This window comes from Ralstonia sp. OTU4908 (assembly GCF_038440115.1).
GTDB classification, from domain to species: domain Bacteria; phylum Pseudomonadota; class Gammaproteobacteria; order Burkholderiales; family Burkholderiaceae; genus Ralstonia; species Ralstonia pickettii.
In genome coordinates this window covers 1-3,493 of record NZ_JASATD010000077.1, presented here as the reverse complement: position 1 = coordinate 3,493, position 3,493 = coordinate 1, and the positions used below count along the sequence as shown (strand labels likewise).

General features: G+C 57.1%; 7 protein-coding genes. All 7 read right to left on the bottom strand.

Features of this window, described 5'->3' with window-relative positions; translation table 11 throughout:
• Positions 1-86 precede the first annotated feature (86 nt).
• Positions 87-326 (bottom strand): hypothetical protein, encoded by a 240-nt coding sequence (locus tag AAHM38_RS25235; RefSeq protein WP_251471580.1) that lies wholly within the window; start codon positions 324-326, stop codon positions 87-89.
• Between the two features lies 1 nt (position 327).
• Positions 328-591: a hypothetical protein gene (locus tag AAHM38_RS25230; RefSeq protein WP_251471583.1), complete on the bottom strand. Its 264-nt coding sequence runs from the start codon at positions 589-591 to the stop codon at positions 328-330.
• 372 nt (positions 592-963) lie between these two features.
• Positions 964-1,167, bottom strand: coding sequence for a hypothetical protein (locus AAHM38_RS25225; RefSeq protein ID WP_342234405.1), 204 nt, complete (start codon positions 1,165-1,167; stop codon positions 964-966).
• Positions 1,168-1,432: 265 nt separating this feature from the next.
• A complete protein-coding gene (locus AAHM38_RS25220; protein WP_342234404.1) occupies positions 1,433-2,266 on the bottom strand; it encodes a DUF932 domain-containing protein in 834 nt (277 codons plus the stop codon).
• 148 nt (positions 2,267-2,414) lie between these two features.
• On the bottom strand, positions 2,415-2,642 hold the full coding sequence (locus AAHM38_RS25215) for a hypothetical protein (protein WP_251471587.1): 228 nt from the start codon (positions 2,640-2,642) through the stop codon (positions 2,415-2,417).
• Positions 2,643-2,795: 153 nt separating this feature from the next.
• Positions 2,796-3,077, bottom strand: a complete 282-nt coding sequence (locus tag AAHM38_RS25210) for a hypothetical protein (protein WP_251471588.1) — start codon at positions 3,075-3,077, stop codon at positions 2,796-2,798.
• A gap of 9 nt (positions 3,078-3,086) precedes the next feature.
• The gene (locus AAHM38_RS25205) at positions 3,087-3,314 is read right to left on the bottom strand and encodes a hypothetical protein (RefSeq protein WP_251471589.1); all 228 of its coding nucleotides are present in this window, start codon (positions 3,312-3,314) and stop codon (positions 3,087-3,089) included.
• Between the last annotated feature and the right edge of the window lie 179 nt (positions 3,315-3,493).

Genomic DNA, 3,493 nt, shown 5'->3' with positions numbered 1-3,493 from the left:
TGGCACGCCGCGAACCCCCGCGCATAGCGCGCCCAATAGAAAAAGGGGCCAAAGGCCCCTTCCGTTCTTGGTTTGCCGCAGGTCATTCACACCGGCATGCTGCACAGCTCTGCTTTAGTTGCCACCTTCGCACGCGTCTCCCACAGTGCGGAGAATGCCGCGCCAACACGCTCTTTCGCGGCCGTCACATAGTCGGCAATGTCCTCGGCCGCGTAGCTGGCAACACTCAGCGTTACCTCAGCAGAGTCGCCAGGCAGGCCGACAGCCGCATCGCCATCGTGCCAGGCATAAAGAGTTACGGTTTCTCGTTGCGTTTGAGTCTGCATATCAGTGGCTCCAGAATTTATCGCTGTACTTCTTGCCTCCGATCGAAATTCGGTTTCGCGCATCGATCGGAACTCGCTCCTTGCTGTTGCCGCTGGTAAGAACCCAGCAGTAACCGCTTTCACCCCATGAGGTATGGTCAAATCCGGTGACATAGAAGCGCCACGGGCTGTAGGCGTCTTCGCGAAACTGCTTGAACCCGTGAACGTCTCGCGTCAGCGCAACCGCCTCGGTAGGTATCCCCAGGTCAAGATGCCCCTGTGCCATCGCTTCCCCCTAGTGCTTGCGGCCAGCCGGATCACTGCCGCGCAAAATCCGATAGATGCCCTCAAGGGCTGCGTTGCCAACAGCCGTGGCTCCGATAACGGGCGGCGGCGGGGGCGACACAAGCAAGACGTGCGACATGTGTGCCAGTGCGCGTACCTTTGCTACGTTGCTACCGATGCTAACTGCCTTCATAGCGCCTCCGGTTAAATCGATCACCATGGACACAATTATATACATCGTATCTCGTTCTGTCTATCTCACAAGCATTGATTGTTTTTATTGCTCCCACGCGTCGATAGACTTATCGAGATACAAAAGAAACGCCCCGCACATCGGCGGGGCGCTTTCTTTGGTACGCGGCAGGTTTGGCCGCTACATCATGCCGTCAAGCACAGCACGAGCGGCATCAAGATATGCCTTAGCGGCGTCGCCCAGCGAAAAGCCTGGAGGCAAAGGCGGCGACATTTTGAGACGCAACCGGAAACCTGCTGTCGGTTCATCGAACCCGACAAGGCAAGCAACAAGGCCCACGTCTTCCGCGTCAAGCTGCTCAAGTAGGTTTGCGGCCTGGCTCATCAGTGTTCAAGCCAAGCGCGAGCGGCGGCCATCGTCGCGGGAATATTCGCGCGCTCAATTTCAGCGGCCCCCGTGGCAAGATGAACAACCGTACAGCTCACGCCTAGGGTTCCATCGGCATTGATTACCGTAGGCTCCGGAGGGTAGTGGCTATCGATCCACTTTGCCAAATCCTTTTCTCGCATGGTGCGCCTCTCTACTGGGTGCGTGTCTACCGCGTACCGATCAGGCGGGCCACCGTGGCGGCCCGCCTGTATGTTGTTTGTTAGCCCTTCAGCTTGCGCATTTCTTCCGCAAGTACCCACAGAGCGCGGTTCAGCTTAATGTTTTGGTCGATACCCTCGACCGGGCGCGTAGTCGTGTTGCGACCGGAGGCGGTGCGGGCTCGCAGGCCGCCGCGCTGCACGAGGTTTTCTTGCAGGCGGTTGAACGTCGTATAGAGGTCGTCCTTACGATCCTCAAAGCGGCGGGCCATCAGCGCCGATTCAGCCGTAACGGGTGCCGGCTTCAACACGGTCGGCTCATACTTCAGTTCGAGCGCGGCCGTCGCAAGCGCCTGTTGTTCGCCTCGGTCAAGCGTCACGCTCTTCATCGCGTCGGTCGATTCGCGGATCAGGTCAAAGCCGTCCAGCACATCGAAAGCGCCCTGAAGAACGTTCTCTACGATGTTGCCCTTGTGGGGTACGCGGACCTCGCCCATCGTTTGGCCGCAAACCAAGCCATTGCAGCACACAAAACGAAACTGACCGGCCAGCATCTGATAGCTGCTCGATCCATCGTGCGAGTTCAGCAGAATGATTTCGTTTGCTTCCGCGCCGTTGATCTGGTCAGCGTGACGCAGGCGAATCATGTGCTTCGTGTGCTCACGCTTGCCCTCATCGCGCACGCGGGTCTGCGCAACCATGAAGGGTTGGAAACCGTTCTTGCGCAGGCCATTCAGAACTTCAATGGTCGGAATGTAGGTGTAGCGGTCGGAGCGGCTTCCGTGCTTATCGGTGGCGAAGATGGAGGGGGCCACTTGCATGATCTGGCTGTCTTCCAGCGGGGAAGCCGAACGCAGTTGGGGAGCGTTGTAACCGAAGCGAGAGGCAAGGCGCATGATGTTCTCCGTAGAGTTGTTTCCGTTGTTGGCAATCATCTCGATCACCATGGAAACAATTATATACGCCGTATCTCGTTTTGTCTATCTCTACGCTGATTGATTGTTCTTATCGCGCCCGCATTGAGATAGACGTTATGAATTACCGCTAGGTTTGGTAGAGTGGCGTCCACCTGCCTGCGGCCAGTGCGCTTATTGCTTGCCCTCGCGTGTCAAAGTGCTCTACCGACTCGCGCCGGCAGTCGCCCGCTTCGTCCCAGGTTCCGATATAAAAGCCTTCTTCATCCTTCAAGACCTGAAGCGGCAATACCCCGCATGCACTCTTGCCGAGCTGCTGCGGGTTGATATGTGCGGTTTTCATCTGCAACGCGTCCAATCCCATCTGCACGTAGCCCGGCGCTCTGCCGTCACATGCGCGTCATGTCTTAGGTGGGTTCGCCGCTGTCAAAACACCGGGGAGCGTTTGACGATGGTTGCCTGACCACTACGGCGAACCCACCTAAGAGCCCTCGGGGAGAGGGCAACTCAGTTACGCGGCTCGGGGAAGGAGCGGGGGCAACCCGCGCGCCTGGTTAAATCGCTTGCCGGCCCGGTCGTATTCCTCCGCCCAGTCCACCAGCGCTTTTAGTTCCTCCCGGTCCTTCTGTTTGTCCGCAGCCGCAAGCACTTGCTGGCAGCGCGCTTGCTTGTCGCCGCTGAACCGGTAGTTTCTGGCTTTAAGAAAGCCCGCCAGGATGCCGATTCGGCGCAACGCGCGAGGGGACAACGCCGACACGTCAACGGGCTTCACTTGTGCGGATGCATCAGCCATGGCCGGCTCTTAGTGTTGAACGGTGAGGGGACGAACGGTCAGCAAGCCGGTGTGGCCGAATTGCTGCATGCGGCCGATAACCGCCATCACTGCACTGTCCGCACCGTGGATTGCAACCTTGCCGGCACGCTCGATCAGCTCCAGGCATCGCACATTGGGGCGACCTTGAACAGCCTCTTGATTGATTGCGATTTGCAGGGTCTCGCGGGATTCAGAGAAGACGGCCAGCAGTTTCATGATTTGTTCCCCCAGTGCGTTGTTCGATGGTTTAATTATATGCCTCGTATCTTTGTTTGTCTATCTATTTTCTCATTGATTGTTCTTATTGGGGGCATTGATTGATAGACGCATTCATCTAGTTTTCGCGCATTTCAAAAAACTAGATTTAAACATTTCCAGAGTTAGATTTAATTCGT